Origin of the sequence: Phytoactinopolyspora halophila (assembly GCF_003287285.1) — a bacterium.
In the GTDB taxonomy this organism is placed as follows: Bacteria; Actinomycetota; Actinomycetes; order Jiangellales; family Jiangellaceae; genus Phytoactinopolyspora_A; species Phytoactinopolyspora_A halophila.
Genome location: NZ_QMIG01000001.1, coordinates 436,748 through 453,183, shown reverse-complemented (window position 1 = coordinate 453,183; position 16,436 = coordinate 436,748). Strand labels below are relative to the sequence as shown.

Genomic DNA, 16,436 nt, shown 5'->3' with positions numbered 1-16,436 from the left:
CTGCTCGCGGACATGGACGATTCCCTTCGGCACGAGCTGCCTTCCGATACGCACGCGCTCGCCCAGGACCCGGACCTGGACGCGAGCGTGACCGGAGGCAGCGAGCCCACATCCGAGTGGCCGGGCGTGTCGGTGATCATGCCGGTGCGCAACGAGGAGCGGCACCTGGCCGAGGCCGTGGCTGGCGTACTCGCTCAGGAGTATCCGGGCGAACTCGAACTGGTGGTGGCGGTCGGGCCGTCCGACGATCGGACAGCCGAGATCGCGCGGCGTCTCGCGGCCGAGGACACCCGCGTACGCCTGGTGGAGAATCCGGGAGGCACGACACCGGCGGGTCTCAACATGGCCATCTCCGCCGCCCGCCACGGCATCGTCGTGCGGGTTGACGGCCACGGCATTCTCAGCGACGGCTACGTGCGGCGCTCCGTCGAGGTGCTCGAGGAGACCGGAGCGGCCAACGTCGGGGGCATCATGCATGCCGAAGGGACGACCGGTTTCGAGCGTGCCGTCGCCTTCGCGTACTGTTCCAAGCTCGGTCTCGGCGGGGGACGTTTCCATGTCGGCGGGCCGCCCGGTCCGGCGGACACCGTCTACCTTGGCGCGTTCCGGCGTGATGTGCTCGACCGGCTTGGCGGGTACGACGAACACTTCATCCGCGCGCAGGACTGGGAGCTCAACTACCGGATCCGGGCCGCGGGCGAGCAGGTGTGGTTCACACCCGATCTGAAGGTGAGCTACCGGCCGCGTTCCAGCCTTCGCGCCCTCGCGCGCCAGTTCCTGCGCACCGGACAGTGGAGGCGCGAGGTGGTGCGCAAGTACCCCGATACGGCCACTGCGCGCTACCTGGCGCCGCCCGTGTTGGCGGTTGCCGTGGCTAGCGGCACCGCCGCGGGTGTTGCCGCACTTCTCGGTGCGTGGAGCTGGCTCGCCCTGGGATGGATTTTGCCGGCCGGCTACGTGGCTGGCGTGGTGGCCGCGGGATTGGTGGTGGGCCGCAGGCTGCCCGGCCGTGCCCGGGCGTGGCTTCCGGCCGTTCTCGCCACGATCCACCTCAGCTGGGGGGCAGGCTTCCTCATGGGTCCGCGCATGCACACCCGGAGTGGTCGCCCATGACGCTCTTGGAAGCGGGCCTGCTCGGAATCGTCCAGGGCCTGTTCATGTTCATCCCGGTGAGCTCGACCAGTCACCTGGCACTCACCCAGCACTGGCTACTCGACCGGGGTTCGGGCATGCCCGAGCCGGATTCGCCGGAGATGATCCTGTTCGACATCGTCGTGCACGTCGGCACGCTGGTGTCGATCATCCTGGTGATGCGGGGGAGCCTGGGCAGGCTGATCGCCGGCATCCTCGGCGACGTGCGCTACGCCCTCGCCCGGCCGCCACGCGGTGCGCATCGTCGGGGTGTGCAGCACGACGACGGCCGCCGCCGCAAGCTCGGCGAACTGCACTATTTGCGCATGGCCTGGCTGGGAGTCGTCACCGTTGCCGTGACCGGCGTTCTGGGGCTCATCGTCCGGGCCGTCGGCACGGAACAGTTCGCCAATCCGGCGGCGATCGCCGGGGCGCTGTTCATCACCGGGGCAATCCTGTGGTGGACGGACACGACCGGCCCGCAGTGGCGCGATGCGCGCCATCTCACGGTCTGGGTCGCTGTCGGGATCGGCGTTGCCCAGGCGGCGGCGCTGCTGCCGGGCCTGAGCCGAAGCGGGTTGACCATCGCGATGGCGTTGCTGCTGGGACTGCACCGCAAGCTGGCGGCGGAGTACAGTTTCTTCATTGCCATCCCGACGATCTTGTCAGCGGTCGCGGTGCAGGCCCTTGACGTGCTCGGTGAGCCGGATGTGACATTGGCCATCGGTTTCTCTGCCTACGCCGTGGGCTTCGTCGTCGCGGCGATCGTGGGCGCCGGCGCTCTGCTCGCCGTGTTGAAGTTGCTCTACCAGGCCCGATTCCGTTTCTTCTCCGTGTACGTGGTTGCGCTGGCCATCGCCATCTTGGTCGTGCAGCCGGTTCATCTCTAGCGTTGGGTACTCGATGGTGCGGACTCTCGACGGCGTGCGGACGGTGGCCGAGATCGGCGCATGCGTGTGGGCGACACGGGTGCCCGGTCGTCTACGCTTGTCCAGACTCGGAAACGACAGCTATTCGAGAACGACGGTGACGGCGGCGACACCGGCAAGGGCCGGAGTGGCGCCGGATGGCCGCCTCGAGGCGAAGGGGCATACAGGGAGATGAACGCGACTCGGCTCGATGAGGACTTCACCTCGTCGGTGCACGTCTACGAGCCGCACCGCAACGGCCTACCGAGGTTGCGGGCGTACTTCAAGGCGTTGTGGCAGCGCCGGCCGTTCGCGGTCGAGATGTCACGCGCCAGCATCCGCGCGGACAACGTGAACACGTTCTTCGGCCAGATCTGGCTGGTCCTGAACCCGCTGCTGCTGGCGTGCGTCTACTTCCTGCTCGTGATGATCATCCGAGGGGCGGGCGATCCGTTCGAGGAGAACGTGGAGCGCTTCGTGTATCTGTGCTCCGCGCTGTTCGCGTACTACTTCCACGCCGGATGTGTGCGGCAGGGCGCGTCCAGCGTCGTCGGCGGGGGCAAGCTGTTGCTGAACATGTCGTTCCCGCGGCTGCTGCTTCCGCTGGCCGAGGTCCGCACGGCCTTCTTCAAGTTCCTGCCGACGCTGGTGATCTTCTTTGTCCTGATGCTGAGTTTCGGGCGCCCGCTGCACTGGCAGGCGGTGTTCGCCCCGGTGTTCTTCCTGATGTTGATCCTGTTCGCGTCCGGCACGGCGATGATCTTCGCCGCGATGCAGGTCTACTTCCGTGACATCGGGAACTTCCTGCAGTACATGATGCGGGCGTGGCTGTACCTGTCGCCGATCCTGTGGTATCCAGACATGCCGCTGGCGCACCTCGACAACCTGGGAATCCCCCACTGGATCATGCATCTCAATCCGCTGTACTCCATGCTGGGGGGATGGAGCAGCCTGCTGGTGCACGGCGAGATCCCTCCGCTGGCGTGGTGGATCGCTGGAGGAATCTGGTCGATCGTGATCTTGATCCTCGGCACGTTGTTCTTCATGTCAAGGGAGCGCGAATTTGCCGTCCGTCTCTGAGGCCACCGAAGTGAGCACTGCCACGACGCAGACTGCCGATCCGGCAGTGCGTGTCCAGGACGTTTCCATTTCCTACCGGACGACGTTCGAAAAGGTGCCGACGTTCAAGTCCGCCTTGCGCCGCATGGGGCGGGGAAAGCGCGAGGTCCACGAGGTCGAGGCGCTGCGTGACATCTCGTTCGAGGTGGAGCACGGCACCAGCATCGGAATCATCGGGGCCAACGGCGCGGGCAAATCCACGCTCATGCGGGCGATCGCCGGCATCTTGCCTCCCAGCAAGGGACGGATCGAGGTGCACGGCAGGGTTAGCACCTTGCTCGCTCTCGGCGTGGGTTTCAACCGCAAGCTTTCCGGTCGGGAGAACGTCATTCTGGGCGGGCTGGCCGCCGGAATGACCCGCAAGGAGCTGGAAGAACGCTACGACGAGATCACGGAGTTCGCCGAGCTGGGTGAGTTCATCGACATGCCGATGAAGACGTACTCTTCCGGCATGTACAGCCGGCTAGCGTTCTCCGTCGCCGTGCATCTGAACCCGGACATCCTGCTCATCGACGAGGCGCTGTCGACCGGGGACGCGAAATTCAAGCAGAAGGCCGCGCGCAAGATGCGCGAGGTCGCGGAGAACGCCGGAACGATGTTCCTGGTCAGTCATTCCATGCGTAGCGTCAAGAAGCTATGTAACGAATGCATCTGGCTGAACAAGGGTCAGGTCATGATGCACGGTGAGCCCTCCGAGGTGATCGCGGCGTACTCGAAGTTTCTCGAAGTTGGTGAAGACGCCTTTTCGCTCGAAGACATGTAGCCGTGATCGGCTGGCGAGGATCGACGATTGGCCAGGTCGGCCGGGATTTTCGAGACGGTGGCCGGCCGGAGATGGCCGATGATTCGTGCCGAGCTCGAGCCAGGGCTCATGGTGCGTCTCAGAGTGTGACCAAACCGTTCACAATTTGTGATGATCTTGCGTATTGTCGCGCTCGTGCGTCAAGGTGACAGTGACCATAGCCTGATGCCTGAACCGGAGTCAGGGGTGCCCAAACGGCAACGGTGCGACGGAGAGACACGTACAGATGCTCCTGAGTCGCAGGCTCCGGTCCCCCGGCAAGGTGCGAATCGCGTCGAGGGCGCCGCGAATGAGGTGGGACGGATGCGTGCGGAGCTAGAAGACATGCAAGCCCGGCTGGCTGCGTCAGAGGCCAGGCTCGCCAGGGTGGAGGGCCGGCTGCAGCGCATTCTCAGCAGCCGCTCCTATCGCTTCGCCAAGCGCTTGGCGGGCGCCAAGCGGCGAGTGGCGACGCTGGTCGGCGTCGGTAAGGAGAGCTAGACGCGGAACCTGGATGTCGCGGGACGGTTCATGCAGAGCCCAGCGCGATGAAGGAATCGAGGGCGCCGGGATTCTGCAGAGCGTCCCGGCTGACCGCACGTTCCGGATCGCGTCCGGTCAGGATCTTCTTGACTGGGACCTCGCACTTCTTGCCGTTCAACGTTCGTGGCACGTCACTCACGGCAACGAACCGGTCCGGCACGTGCCGGGGCGATAGCTGGCGGCGCAGCTCGGTGCGTAGCTCGGCCTCGACCTCCTCCAGCGTCGCCGCGTCGGCGAGTACGAGGAAGCACCACAGTTCGCCGTCCTCGCCAGCCGTGCCGGATGTGTCGATGACGAGCGAATCGAGCACGCCAGGATGGGATTCGACCACCCGGTAGAACTCGGCGGTTCCCATGCGAATACCGCCCCGGTTGAGCGTCGAGTCGCTGCGGCCATGAATGATGGCCGACCCCCGGTGTGTCACGGTCACCCAATCGCCGTGCCGCCACACGCCCGGATAGACATCGAAATAGGCCTCGCGTAACCGGGAACCGTCGGGATCGTTCCAGAACGACACCGGCATCGACGGCATCGGCTGGGTGAGGACCAGCTCTCCGACGTCGTCGACGACGGGCTCGCCGTTCTCGTCGAAGGCGGCCACGGCGGCGCCCAGCGCCGGGCGGGACAGCTCGCCGAGCCAGACCGGGACGTCGGGCGCCGGGCCGATGAAGCCGGTGCACAGGTCGGTGCCGCCGGAAAAGCTCGCGATCTGTACGGACGGCCCCAGGTTCTGGGTGAGCCACCGGAATCCGTCGGCCGACAGTGGCGCGCCCGTCGATCCGACAATCCGCAGCGCGGAGAGGTCGTGCTGCGACAGCTGCAGATCGTCTTTCAGGCATGCCTGGATGAACGGCGCTGATGTGCCGAACACCGTGATGTCCTCGTCGGCAGCGAACTGCCACAGCGCGTGCATACCCGGATGGGCCGGGCTGCCGTCGTACAGCACGACGGTGGCGCCGACCAGGAGGCCGGAGACCAGGAAGTTCCACATCATCCAGCCGGTGGTGGTGAACCAGAAGAACCTGTCGCCGGGCCCGGCGTCGAAATGCAACCCCATGGCCTTGAGGTGCTCCAACGTGATGCCGCCGTGGCCGTGCACGATGCCCTTGGGTAGTCCGGTGGTGCCAGACGAGTAGAGCACCCAGAGGGGATGGTCGAAGGACACCGGTTCGAACTCCAGGGCAGCCCCGTGACCACGCCTCAGCAGGTCGTTCCACTCGATATCCGCACCGTCCGAGACGGACGTGGGGGAGCCAGGCAGGCTGGACCCGGCGAGATAGGGAACGACGACGGTGGTGCGCAGGGTGGGCAGCTCGGCCTGAAGCTGGGCGACCGTTCCCGAGATGTCATACGCCCGGCCGTTGTAGACATAGCCGTCGATCGTGATCAGTACGGCGGGTTCGAGCTGGGAAAACCGGTCGACGACGGCGCGCAGGCCGAAGTCCGGGGAGCAAGACGACCAGATCGCTCCCAAGCTCGCCGTGGCGAGAAACGCGATCAGCGTCTCGGGTGAGTTGGGGACGAGCGCGACGACGCGGTCGCCGCGGCCGACGCCGAGATCGCGCAGGGCCGAGCGCGCCCCGGCTACCTGCGTACGCAGCTCGCCGTACGTGAGCCCGTGTTCGAGGCCGTCCTCGCGGCGGAAGATGACCGCGAGATCGTTGTCGCTCTTGCCCTCGCCGGGCCGGAGGGCGTGCTCGGCGTAGTTCAGCGTGGCACCGGGAAACCAGCGGGCACCCGGCATGCGGCTGTCGGCTAGCGCCGTCGACGGCTGCTCGTGAAACGCGACGTCGTAATACTGGGCCAGAGATGCCCAGAACGATGCGGGATCGTCGACAGACCAGCGCCACAGCGTGTCGTAGTCGTCGGCGTCGACCACGCCGCGCGAGCGCAACCATGTCCGGAATCGCGCGAGCTGGCTCGCACCAGCCACGTGGGGATCTGGCGTCCACACGACTTCGGGTTCGGCCATGACCCCAATCTAGTTGATGCCCGGGACGTCACAGGGCTCGCCGCTGGTCGACGATCAAGGTGGCTGCCGTATGAGGTTTTCTCGGGCCGTACTACGTCTACAGACGTGTCATGGCCCGGGAAAACGTGTGTGGAGGTTGTGCTCGGCGACGCCCTGAAGTGTGCGCAGGAACAGGTCGGCGTCGGCGTTCCAGCTGTAATACTCGTTGACCGCCTTGCGACCGGCGTCGGCCATCTGATCGCGACGAGTGCGGTCGTCGTTGATGCCGCGCAGCGCGGCTTCAGCCGCGTCGACATCGCCGAACGGGACTACGATGCCGCAGCCGTGCCCGTCGACCAGCTCCACCGAGGCGGGGTTCGGGGTCGTCACCACGGGCAGGCCGTAGGCCATGTACTCGAGAACCTTCGTGGGCCGCGAGTACGCGTAATTCGGCTGGTTGTGCAGCAGGCTGAGGCCCGCCAGCGCCCCCGAGAGATGGGTGAGCGCCTGATCGTTGGGTACGTAGCCGTGCCAGTGGATGTGCCCAGCACGGTGTGCGGCCATGACGTCGTCGTCGCAGTCCGGATCGGCATGTCCGATGAGATGTATTTCGATCTCGGGAGTCAGCCGCTTGCCCAGCTCGATCATCTCGGCCGCTCCGCGCGCGTTGGTGATCCGGCCGAGGTACACGACGCGATTGTCGGTTTCGGCGTCGATCTCGGTCGGTTCGACAGCGCCGTTGCGGATGACCGGGTGCGAGCCTTGGAAGCGTACGGTGTAGCCGTCCTCGGCGAGCAGCAACGTCATCCGGCGTTCGGCCAGGCGCTCGATTCGCCGGATGAGCCGGACGGCGAGAGTGCGCGCGACGCGTGGCAACCACGGCTTGATCCGGACTGCGGCGGCGGTGTCCTCGTGGACGTCCCACACGAGTCCCGGATGCCGCACTTTCTTCGCGGCGAGCACGAGCTCGGGGTCGTGCATGAGGATGATGTCGAATTCTTGCGCACGTTGACGCATCAGCTGCCGGGATGCCCGGAACGCCTTGAGCCGCCGTCTTCCCCGGGCCCGGGGAAGATCGACCGCCTCGAGGTCGTCCGGGAGAGCGCGGCCGTAGGCGCTGAAGGGTGCGGCGTACGTGACCGCGTGCCCGGCGTCACGCAGGGCTGCGATCTGCTTGTGCCGGATCCGCGTGTCCTCCGGATCGTGCACAACCGTCAGGACGAGGACATCCATGTCACTATCATCTCCGGCGTCCAACTTCGATGATCATGAACACGTCTGGTGTGCATGGCTCCGTAGGTGTTCACGATCATTTGGGTTTTTAGAGGTGCTCTACCGTACCGGAGTTCGGCGTGATGCCGCGGGTGTCGAAGACGTTGGTGGCCTTCTTGGCGATCATCTCGCCGTCGTATCCGCGGTGCCCTTGAAGGATCACGGTGACATCGGAACTGGTCAAGGCGGCGTCGAGGTCGGGCGTGCATTGCAGGACGACGTCATCGACCTCCCATATCGACACATGGGGATCGTGAAAGATCACGTTGGCGCCGAGGGCCATCAGCCGTTTCGCCACGGGTACGGCAGGAGACTCGCGTTGATCGGCGATGTCTTGCTTGTAGGTGATGCCCAGCAGTAACACCGTGGAACCGTGGACTGCCTTGCGCTGGCGGTTGAGGTTGTTCTGGATTCGCTGGGCAACGTAGCCGGGCATCGTCGCGTTGATCTCCTGGGCCAGCTCCACGAACCGGAACGGATACCCCAGCCGGGCGCGGACGTTGTGGCTCAGATAGTTGGGATCGATGGGGATGCAGTGCCCGCCGACGCCCGGACCAGGGTAGAAAGCCTGGAATCCGAATGGTTTGCTCTTGGCGAGGCGGATGACATCCCAGAGGTCGATGTCCAGTTCGTGACAGAACCGCGCCATCTCGTTCATCAACGCGATGTTGACGTGGCGATAGGTGTTCTCCAGCAACTTCGCGGTCTCGGCTTCCCGGGTGCCGCGGGCCTCGACCACAGTGTCGACGAACCGCCGGTAGAACTTGGCTGCCCTGCTGGTGCAGGCCGCCGTGTGCCCTCCGACCACCTTAGGCGTGTTGCGCATGCCGAAGACGCTGTTGCCGGGATCGATGCGCTCTGGGGAGAAGGCGAGGTGAAAATCCTCTCCGGCGACGAGTCCACTGCGCTCCAGGATGGGACCGACGACCTCGTCGGTGGTGCCCGGGTAGGTGGTGGATTCGAGGATCACGAGCGTGTCGCGCTGCAGTCGCGCCGCGATCGTGTGGCATGCGGCCGTCACGGCTTCGAGATCTGGCCCGCCCTCGTCGGACAGCGGCGTCGGGACGCAAATGATGATGGTGTCGGCGGATTCGAGCACGCTGGGGTCGGCGGTCGCCTCGAACCCGGCTGCGAGCATCGCCGCAACATCGTCGTCGCTGAGATCGTCGATATGTGAACGGCCGGCGTTCAGCTCGTCGACCACCACCTGCGAGACGTCGAATCCGCGGACCGTGAGCCCGGAATGACTCGCCTCGTGGGCGAGCGGCAGGCCGACGTAGCCCAGGCCGATCACCGCGAGATCTGCGGTCATGCATGCCTCCTCGAGTTCGAGCGCCCAGCGCTCACATCGCGGTCCACTATGCCTGACTGCGTGCACGATCCCGCGATCCGGTCCCTCATGTCGAGCTCAAGACATAGTGCGAACTCTTCGCCAGTGCCGTGGCGACGTCCGTGTAGACCGAATCGATCGAGCCGGCCGGCCCGCCGTCCGAGCCAGCTGATCCGTTCGGAGTGCCGGCCTGCCGATGTCCGGGGAGCGCGAAGTGGGCGACGACCGGATCGGGGTCGAGACTCCAGACGGCCCAGGTATGTCCACCGGGGCGGGGCACGTAGGCGAACGTGACGCTCATGATCGGGAGCTGCCCGAGGACCCCGGAAAGGCGCGCGGACAGCTCGGCGAGTGCCGGGTACGGACAGCCGGCGAGGCCGATCGTGTCGGCGCCGTACGACATCAGCGGGGTCAGTGCCAGGTGTACGACCTCGCCGTGGGCCGGCACGTCGTCCCGGTGCCGCCGGCGCCGGGCCAGCGAGCGTTCGGTGAGCAACGACTCCTTCACCGGGAAATGGCGCAAGTACGGGTGGTGCGCTCGAACGGCGCGCTTGTTCTCGATCAACGTGCCCAGCGGTGTGCTGCCGTCGCCGACCACCCCGGGCGGGCTGGCGAACGACGTGGCGCTGGGTTCGCCGTCGACCATCAAGACGGTGCACGACGTGCCGGTCGGAGCTTCTTCCAGGATGGCGTGCGTCCCGTCGTCAGGCATCCGGGACCACGCGTGCTCGAGGGCGGCCACGTCCTCGACCCGCACGGAGCCTGTGCCCTCGGCGGCCGGCTGCGGGCGCAGCCGCCATGCACCGGGAGCCTCCTGCATCACCGCGCGGGCATCGTCGAGGCCGGAGCGGTGAAAGCGGTGCCGGCCGACGGCAGGCAGCGTGGCAGCGCGCAACAGCTGCTGCAGCGCGGCCGGTGTGCGCGCTACCGCGGAGGCGAACATGGTCCGCCCGCTGCGCTCGAACACTACCGGTGCGCCGTCGCGGACCGCGTGGACGAGCCGGCCACGGTATTCGACCTGCTCGAAACCCTCCCGTGCCAGCGCCGTGCGCAGGTGATGCTGGTCGATGCCGCGGGGAGAGCGGGGGGATCGGCCGGAGCCGGCGGTTGCCTCCGATCGAGCCGCGAACGTCACGGGGGCCGCGAACTCGCCTGGCGTGGGAAGCTCGTCTGGTGTGGGACGCGCCGCCGGTGCTGGCAGTGCCGCAGATGCCGTCGTCTCCTCGTCGCTTCCATCACCGCTACCGTTACCGGCGCCGGTGGCCAGATCCTCAGCAGCGATGCGGTGCGGCCCGCGTTCGATTTCGGTACGTGCCCGGAAGAAGTACCCCTCGATGGTCTCGTCGTCCGTGGCGGTCGGCGTGCCGTAGAGGGGGAAGATGTGGATGGGCATCTCGTTGTTGAGATTCAGCTCGCACACGATGCATCGCTGCGCCTCCGGCGGCAGGTCGAATCGTTCGAGGAGGATGTCGACCCCGGCGTGGTAGGCACTGGATACCCGTGCGGCTGCCTGCTCGGCGAGCCGCAAGATTCGGGGATGGACGACGTCGACGATCTCGTAGCTGTCGCCACCGGAAGAGAGGTTCGCCTTGTAGTGCAGATACACCCGCCGTCCCGCTTCCGGAACGCTGTCCGGTGTCAGCCCGCGAAGTTCGAGGTGATGTTCGGTGAACGACGTGATGGTGATCGGGCAATGCCGGAGATAGGCATTGCCGGCGCGGATCTGGTTCTTCTGCTCGATCAGTTCGCGGATGCTGGACGTGCCGTCGCCGACGACGTTGGCCGGTACGCGGAGCATGGCGGCCACGGCGCGCCCGGCGATGGTCATGATGCGCAGATCGATGCCGGCGACCATCTCCTCGACCAGCAATCGGTGGTTGTATGTGAAGGCTTCGTCGGCCGCCGCCCTCAGTTCGGCCTCGTCCCAGACGTCGACGGTGACGCCCTTGCCCCCGCTCCCGGTGATCGGCTTGACGGCGACGGGCGGGCCGATCTGCTGGAACGCCGCGCTGGCCGTGTCCATGGTGCTGGCGATCTGGCCGCGTGCCACGGGGATCCCGTGCTGGGCGAGGACCTGCTTGGTGAGGAGCTTGTCATGGGTGAGCAAGCGGTCGAGCGCCGTCAGGGGCGAGGCCATGTTCTGGTAGAAGCCGACGGCATGTGAGCCGTTCCGGATGATCTGAGTCTGTTGGGTCAGCCGGACGACGTCGAGCCCGCGACGTCTGGCCGCGTCGGAGATGAGAGCGGCATCCAGCGCACGTTTCGCGACCTTGTGCCGGAGTTCGGGGAATTGGCGGTCGAGATTCCGGAGCTGGTCGAGAGCCTGGCTGATGCGCGCTTCCACCCCGGAGACACCGGCGCCGAGCCCGTCCTGTGCGGGAGGCACGCCAGCATGGCCGGGCTGGTCTACGTCACCGGCCTGGCCAGGTTGACTCGCGCGGTTGGAGGGATCGGGTGTGGCGGGCGGTTCGGATGTGGAGGGTGGAACGGAGTCTTGGGTGGTGTCACTCATGCTGACCGTCTGGGATCGGAAGGGACGATAGACGCCTGCGGGCGTCTGAAGACCGACTGTACTCGTGTTTATCGAATCGATACACATGAGTGCCATGTCCATGAGCTGGATTGTCAGCTTCATGACGGTTTGTCCACTTTTCTCCTCATTGCCGGACCCGTGCCTTCTCCCGGTCCGGCAGACGACGCTGCGTCGACGACACGCCGAGCATGACCTCCGGGCGCCCGGGCGGATCGCAGGACCTGTCGGGCGGCGCGGTGGGTGAAGGGGCAGGATGGGGTCATGAGCAGTGAGCGGTCTAGGCGGACGTTCGGCATGTGTGGACGCATGGGTGCCGAGAGCAACCAGCGTGTCGACGTCATGTCCAACCTCCTGGGGGGTATTCGCTCGCTCATCGATCAGCCGGCCGGGGCGTTGCGGGCGGATGCCGGTGCGGTGCGGTGGGTGTCATCGCCCCGGACGGCGGTGTCGTGGTCCCCGACACCGCTCCCGCAGAACCTGCCACAAGACGGCTTCGACGTCGCGGCCCGGCACGACGCGTTCTCCCTGGTCGTCGACGGTTTACAGGCGCGGTTGCACGGCGGCATCTCGGGCGCCGTGCCGGTCTACGTCGAATTGGACGGTGCGCCCGGCGACGGTGTGCATTTCTGTTCCCGCGCCGATCCCTTGATCCGGACGCGTACCCGCACCGTCCGGCCGGACTGGGATGCGTGGGCGCACATCCTCGCTGCCGGTGGCCCGCTGGAGGGCCGGACCACCGTCGACGGAATCCGGCGCTTGCTTCCGTGGGAGAGGATCACGATGGACGGCAGCGGCGCCACCACGATCACATCGGAAGGATGGCCGTGGCTCGATGTCGAGATCAGTGGGAACGCCGGTGTGGACCCGGTGCGCGACGCCCTGGCGGAGGCGGTCGGTCAGCTGGGCGCGCTGGGCGAGGTGTCCACGTTGCTCAGCGGCGGTTGGGATTCCCGCGTCCTGGCGGCGCTCGGCGCACGCGTCACGACGGTTCCGGTGACCGCCTGGACCACGTCGTCGGACACCGGAACCGTCCTGGAGGAACTGGTAGCCGCCAAGGTTGCCGAGACGTTGGGGATCGAACACAAACTCGTCCATCCGCGGCGCGATCAGTTCGGTCAGGACTTGGATCATTTCGTCCGCTCAGTGGATTACCAGACCTCGTTCCACGTGTGGCTCGTCCCGCTGGCACGCAGGCTGGTGGGTACGTCCGCGGCTGTCATGGACGGGCTCGGAGGAGGCCTCTTCGTCGGGGGAGCGTTCCCTGATGACGAGTCCGACGTGCCGGTTCTGGATCAGCGATTCGGGCGGATGGCCCGATATCTGCACGGAGCCGAGCAGATCCTGGACCCGCGGGTGGTGCACGAGATCCGGCACCGCACGCGGGAGAGCTTCGACAGCATCGCCAAACCACTCGTCGACCACCCATTCGCCAGCACGTTCACCGCCTATCTGACGCGGACGCTGCCCGGTATCAGCCTCGCGCCGTACGGGCTCGTGTCCGCAGCGGCGCCCGTCGCGACCCCGTTCGTCAGCGATGCCGTCGTTCGTGCGGCGCTGGCCATCCCGCCGGCGCAGCATGCTGAAGGGCAGCTGTACCCGGAGTTGCTGCGGCCATGGACACCCGAGCTGGTGGAACTCCCGACGGCGGCGGAGCAAACCCCCCGGATCCGTCGCCATCAGCGACGCGTGTCCTCACCCGAAGCGGCCGCGCATTTCCGGGAGCTGCTGCTGACGGAACCGGTCCGGCAGCTGCTGGCTCGAGAACTGGTCGACGCGGATCTCGACACCTGGATGCGGCATCTCGACAACACCCGTTCGCAGCATCTCATCCGGAGCCTGGCGACTCTCGCCCTGTGGTTGCGCAGGTATGCTCACGTGCTCGGCGACGTCAACGTCGACGGCCTTCTCGGCCGGGCATGACCGCCCCGGGCGGCGAGATGCCGGTGCATCTTGCAGACTGAAGCATTATGGCGTATTACCTGCCGCATCCTCTGGTGAAGTGGTTCGTCCTGGACGACGCGCTGCGACGGTACGAGCGGCGCGGAACCGTGCCTCGCCGGTGGTTGCGACCCGAGCGGGTCGTGCTGGTGCCGGGGCGAGCGGCCGGTGGTCCGGGCCAACTGAGCGGTGCGGTCGTTGATGTACTGACCGAATGCGAGGTCGCGGGGGCGCCGACGGTATTGCTGGCGGGCGAGATCGACGATCTCGACGCGCCGATCGCGGCCGTGTGCCGCTACGTCGCCAGCGATCGGCCAGAGGTCGTCGAGGAAGCCCGGCACCGGTACGGCCAGGAACGCGTCCACACCGTGGACTCGATCGAGGCCGCTCGCGCTCGCGCCTGGATCGGGCCGGTGCGAGCGGCAGCGGAGCGGGACGCCCGGCGACATCCGCGCCGGGACAGGAGACCTGGCTGGCTCAGGCCGCTGCGGACGGTATATGAAGGGATACGCCGTCGGGCGAGGAGCCCGGAGCGGGGACGGTCACGTTCACACATCAACGCTGAGTAGCGGAAGGTTCGATGACCAGTAGAACGACGAGGTTCGACGTCTTGATGGCCACCGACTGCCGGTTTCCCGGCGGCAACACGTCGAGTGTGGTCGAAGAGATCGAGGCACAGCACAGGGCCGGGTACCGGACCGGTCTGTTACATCTGCCGTCGCCCGTGCTCGGCAAGCCGCGCCCGTTCGCGCCGAAGCTTCGCACGATCCTCGATGAGGGCAAGGCCGAGCTGGTTCTCGGAGCCGACCGTGTCGAGGCCGGATTGCTTCTCGCCCGGCATCCCACCGTCTTCAGCGAGCCGCCGCGTGGCCTTCCGCAGCTGGACGTCGATCATGTCGTGCTGGCGGTGAACCAGGTCGCCAGTGACGATCGCGGAGTGATGCCCTACTACGACGTGCGGCACGTGCATCGCCAGATCGAACGCATGGCTGGCAAGGAGGCCACGTGGGCGCCGATCGGACCCCGTGTGCGCGAGTCGCTGGGCCACCATGCGGGGACGATCCCGATCCTCCCGTGGGATTGGGAAAACGTCATCGACGTCACCAATTGGCGGGTGGATCGCCCGTGTTTCGTCGCGGACCGTCCAGTGATCGGCCGGCACAGCCGTGGGCACTGGAGCAAGTGGCCGAACACGAAGGCCGACATCCTGGCCGCCTACCCGGCAGATCCCAGGTATCGGGTGCGAATCCTGGGGGGCACGCAGGCACCAGCCGAGATCCTCGACCGGATCCCGCCGAACTGGGTCGATCTCCCGTTCAACTCGATCCCCGCCCGGGACTTCCTCGCCACGATCGACTTCTTCGTCTACTTTCACCACCCGGGTCTGATTGAGGCTTTCGGCCGGGTGGTGCTGGAAGCGCTGGCGGCGGGAGCCGTCGTCGTCGGCCCGCGCTACCTGGAGCCGCTGTTCGGGGACGCGTGCCTGTACGGCACGCCGCAGGACGTTCGCCGGCACGTCGACGAGTTGTACGCCGACTGGGAGGGGTTCGCCGCTCGGTCGCAGGCGGGGGTCGAGCTGGCGCAGAAACGGTTCAGCTACGAGACGCATGCCGAACGTATCGCGACGCTGATCGGTGAGCCGTCCGGTGCACCGGCCACGGGCGGCACATCGAGGATTCCCGTTCCGGGAACGGGCAGGGGGTCGCGCCGGACGCCATGGCAGTCCCGGTCCGGGCGTCCTGACAAACGTGCGGGGGCCCCGCGCTCGGGTGACCCGGAGCAGCAGCAACCGACATTGGTCGTTGACCTGCGTTGGGACACGACGGACGCCCCGTTGCTGGATCGCGTCGTCGAACACGTGACGGCGGAGGGCGTCACGTGCGCCGTCGTCGTGCCGGCCTGGCGGGCATCGCAGCTGGGCGAGCAGGCGGCAACGGTGCCGGGCCGCGGCTCGGTTCGCTCGCGAATGGAACGCAAGGCTCGCCGCGAGACCAGAGGGGGCGAGGTCGCCGTCGAGACGTTCCCCTGGGTGCTGGCGGAGATGTCCGCCGGCGAGCGCCGCCAATACGTCGCTCACCGAATCTCGGGCCTGCTCGCCGCGCACCGCCCGGGCCGGATGGTGCTGGTCGATGGCAGTGCGCAGGACGTGCGGGTGGCGCTCGATGCGGCCCGCGGGTCCGGCATCGAGGCGCTGCGGGTGCAGCGCGAGATCGCACCACCCATGCCAGCCACCATGGGGCCCGTGGCAGGCGACGAGGCGAACGTCCCGCAGTGGCCGTTGCCCGACGGCTGGACCGTGGCGCGCCAGCCGGTGAGCGCGTCGCCGACGACCCGCTCTGGGCCGAGCGCGATGGCGCGGCTGCGCCGCAAGGCTCCGGCGCGAGTACGGATGTGGGCTCGCCGGAGGATGAGTGGCCTGCGCCAGGCACGGCTCCGGCTGCTGGAACGTCTCGCGCCGGCGTCGGGCGTGCTGTTGCTCGAAGCCAGCAAGGCGGAGCTGAGTCTGCCGGTGCGAGCTCCGATCACGCATCCGACACCGGACCGGCTGCCAATCGCGTTGCTCGTGGTCACCAGCACGGATGTGGACGCCGAGCCGACGCTGCGGGCGCTGGCCGAGCGTGCGCAGATCACCGCCGGGTTCCGCCCGGCGGTGCTGGCCCCGCCGGAATGGGTGGATGAGGCAGTCGGATTCGGGATCACCCTGGAGACCATGGTCGCGCGGCAGCAGTGGGATACGGCCCACGGCGACGGCTGGTCACAGTACCTGCGCCGGCGCGTGACCGAGACGTCCCAGGTGATCCATCCGACGATGGTGGCGTTCGTAGACCGTACGATCGATCCTGCGGGCGCTGCCGATGATACGGGGGAACCATCCGCCGTGCTCGATCTCATCGAGGCGGCCCGCACGCGTCGGCGTGCATGATCGAAAA

12 protein-coding genes are annotated in these 16,436 nt (G+C 67.1%); 8 read left to right on the top strand and 4 right to left on the bottom strand.

The window, feature by feature from the left end:
- The first annotated feature begins 12 nt into the window (after nt 1–12).
- From DPM12_RS02010 to DPM12_RS23005, 5 genes are all read left to right on the top strand, one after another.
- A complete protein-coding gene (locus DPM12_RS02010; RefSeq protein ID WP_112256697.1) occupies nt 13–1,113 on the top strand; it encodes a glycosyltransferase family 2 protein in 1,101 nt (366 codons plus the stop codon).
- Nucleotides 1,110–2,021, top strand: a complete 912-nt coding sequence (locus tag DPM12_RS02005) for an undecaprenyl-diphosphate phosphatase (RefSeq protein WP_112256563.1) — start codon at nt 1,110–1,112, stop codon at nt 2,019–2,021. The genes DPM12_RS02010 and DPM12_RS02005 overlap by 4 nt, the downstream gene beginning before the upstream one ends.
- A gap of 210 nt (nt 2,022–2,231) precedes the next feature.
- On the top strand, nt 2,232–3,119 hold the full coding sequence (locus DPM12_RS02000) for an ABC transporter permease (protein ID WP_112256562.1): 888 nt from the start codon (nt 2,232–2,234) through the stop codon (nt 3,117–3,119).
- The gene (locus DPM12_RS01995; RefSeq protein ID WP_211658227.1) at nt 3,103–3,921 is read left to right on the top strand and encodes an ABC transporter ATP-binding protein; all 819 of its coding nucleotides are present in this window, start codon (nt 3,103–3,105) and stop codon (nt 3,919–3,921) included. The genes DPM12_RS02000 and DPM12_RS01995 overlap by 17 nt, the downstream gene beginning before the upstream one ends.
- A 342-nt stretch (nt 3,922–4,263) precedes the next feature.
- A complete protein-coding gene (locus DPM12_RS23005) occupies nt 4,264–4,440 on the top strand; it encodes a hypothetical protein (RefSeq protein WP_158542670.1) in 177 nt (58 codons plus the stop codon).
- A gap of 28 nt (nt 4,441–4,468) precedes the next feature.
- Here DPM12_RS23005 and DPM12_RS01990 read toward each other — a convergent pair whose 3' ends face one another.
- The 4 genes from DPM12_RS01990 to DPM12_RS01975 form a co-directional block, all read right to left on the bottom strand.
- A complete protein-coding gene (locus tag DPM12_RS01990) occupies nt 4,469–6,454 on the bottom strand; it encodes an acetoacetate--CoA ligase (protein WP_112256561.1) in 1,986 nt (661 codons plus the stop codon).
- A gap of 108 nt (nt 6,455–6,562) precedes the next feature.
- Nucleotides 6,563–7,666, bottom strand: coding sequence for a glycosyltransferase (locus DPM12_RS01985; RefSeq protein ID WP_112256560.1), 1,104 nt, complete (start codon nt 7,664–7,666; stop codon nt 6,563–6,565).
- 88 nt (nt 7,667–7,754) lie between these two features.
- Complete coding sequence (locus DPM12_RS01980) at nt 7,755–9,017, bottom strand: nucleotide sugar dehydrogenase (protein ID WP_112256559.1); 1,263 nt, start codon at nt 9,015–9,017, stop codon at nt 7,755–7,757.
- A gap of 85 nt (nt 9,018–9,102) precedes the next feature.
- A complete protein-coding gene (locus tag DPM12_RS01975; protein ID WP_158542668.1) occupies nt 9,103–11,547 on the bottom strand; it encodes an ATP-binding protein in 2,445 nt (814 codons plus the stop codon).
- A 282-nt stretch (nt 11,548–11,829) separates the two neighbouring features.
- Between DPM12_RS01975 and DPM12_RS01970 the strand changes: the two genes are divergently transcribed.
- From DPM12_RS01970 to DPM12_RS01960, 3 genes are read left to right on the top strand one after another with little or no spacing between them, the layout of a single operon-like run.
- On the top strand, nt 11,830–13,488 hold the full coding sequence (locus DPM12_RS01970; protein ID WP_123788350.1) for an asparagine synthase-related protein: 1,659 nt from the start codon (nt 11,830–11,832) through the stop codon (nt 13,486–13,488).
- A gap of 47 nt (nt 13,489–13,535) precedes the next feature.
- Nucleotides 13,536–14,075, top strand: coding sequence for a hypothetical protein (locus DPM12_RS01965; protein ID WP_112256556.1), 540 nt, complete (start codon nt 13,536–13,538; stop codon nt 14,073–14,075).
- Between the two features lie 11 nt (nt 14,076–14,086).
- A complete protein-coding gene (locus DPM12_RS01960; RefSeq protein ID WP_112256555.1) occupies nt 14,087–16,429 on the top strand; it encodes a glycosyltransferase in 2,343 nt (780 codons plus the stop codon).
- Nucleotides 16,430–16,436 lie beyond the last annotated feature (7 nt).

What these genes read in the sequence shown, in the direction of transcription:
- DPM12_RS01960 (WP_112256555.1), top strand. Translation starts at nt 14,087, where the DNA reads ATGACCAGTAGAACGACGAGGTTCGACGTCTTGATGGCCACCGACTGC.
- DPM12_RS01990 (WP_112256561.1), bottom strand. Translation starts at nt 6,454, where the DNA reads ATGGCCGAACCCGAAGTCGTGTGGACGCCAGATCCCCACGTGGCTGGT.
- DPM12_RS01970 (WP_123788350.1), top strand. Translation starts at nt 11,830, where the DNA reads ATGAGCAGTGAGCGGTCTAGGCGGACGTTCGGCATGTGTGGACGCATG.
- DPM12_RS02005 (WP_112256563.1), top strand. Translation starts at nt 1,110, where the DNA reads ATGACGCTCTTGGAAGCGGGCCTGCTCGGAATCGTCCAGGGCCTGTTC.
- DPM12_RS23005 (WP_158542670.1), top strand. Translation starts at nt 4,264, where the DNA reads ATGCGTGCGGAGCTAGAAGACATGCAAGCCCGGCTGGCTGCGTCAGAG.
- DPM12_RS01965 (WP_112256556.1), top strand. Translation starts at nt 13,536, where the DNA reads ATGGCGTATTACCTGCCGCATCCTCTGGTGAAGTGGTTCGTCCTGGAC.
- DPM12_RS02010 (WP_112256697.1), top strand. Translation starts at nt 13, where the DNA reads ATGGACGATTCCCTTCGGCACGAGCTGCCTTCCGATACGCACGCGCTC.
- DPM12_RS01975 (WP_158542668.1), bottom strand. Translation starts at nt 11,547, where the DNA reads ATGAGTGACACCACCCAAGACTCCGTTCCACCCTCCACATCCGAACCG.
- DPM12_RS01980 (WP_112256559.1), bottom strand. Translation starts at nt 9,017, where the DNA reads ATGACCGCAGATCTCGCGGTGATCGGCCTGGGCTACGTCGGCCTGCCG.
- DPM12_RS01985 (WP_112256560.1), bottom strand. Translation starts at nt 7,666, where the DNA reads ATGGATGTCCTCGTCCTGACGGTTGTGCACGATCCGGAGGACACGCGG.
- DPM12_RS02000 (WP_112256562.1), top strand. Translation starts at nt 2,232, where the DNA reads ATGAACGCGACTCGGCTCGATGAGGACTTCACCTCGTCGGTGCACGTC.